Annotated in this window: 1 pseudogene; it reads right to left on the reverse strand. The window is 72.9% G+C overall.

Annotated features, from left to right (window positions below):
• Positions 1-387: pseudogene (locus tag D9V41_RS18000) on the reverse strand (4-(cytidine 5'-diphospho)-2-C-methyl-D-erythritol kinase); the annotation flags it as partial.

Consider the following 387-nt stretch of genomic DNA (forward strand, 5'->3'; position numbering starts at 1 on the left):
ACGGCGGCGAGCGCAGGTGCGGGGCCCGCGGCCTCGATACCGCGCAGCAGTTCGGGACGCAACGAGAGTGCGGCAGGCGCGAGGTCGTTGCGAAGCGCCACCGCGAGCGCGTCGGGGTCGCCGCTGCCGAGCGCTGCGAGGACATCGCGAGGCTCATCGGGCGTATTGACGCCGCGCCCGCCGGCCAGCCGGTCGAACTCGGCGTACACCGCAGGCGTCGACATGCCCTCGGCATACACCCCGAGGACCCAGTGGAACGTCGAGCGCGACAACACCGGGGTGATCAGTTCACCCCGACCTGCCCCCAGCGCGTTGCCGCCGTGCAGCAGGAACGGCACGTCGCTGCCGAGCGTCGCCGCGAGCGCGTCGAGTTCGTCCCGCGACAGC

The organism is Aeromicrobium phragmitis, assembly GCF_003674095.1.
In the GTDB taxonomy this organism is placed as follows: Bacteria; Actinomycetota; Actinomycetes; order Propionibacteriales; family Nocardioidaceae; genus Aeromicrobium; species Aeromicrobium phragmitis.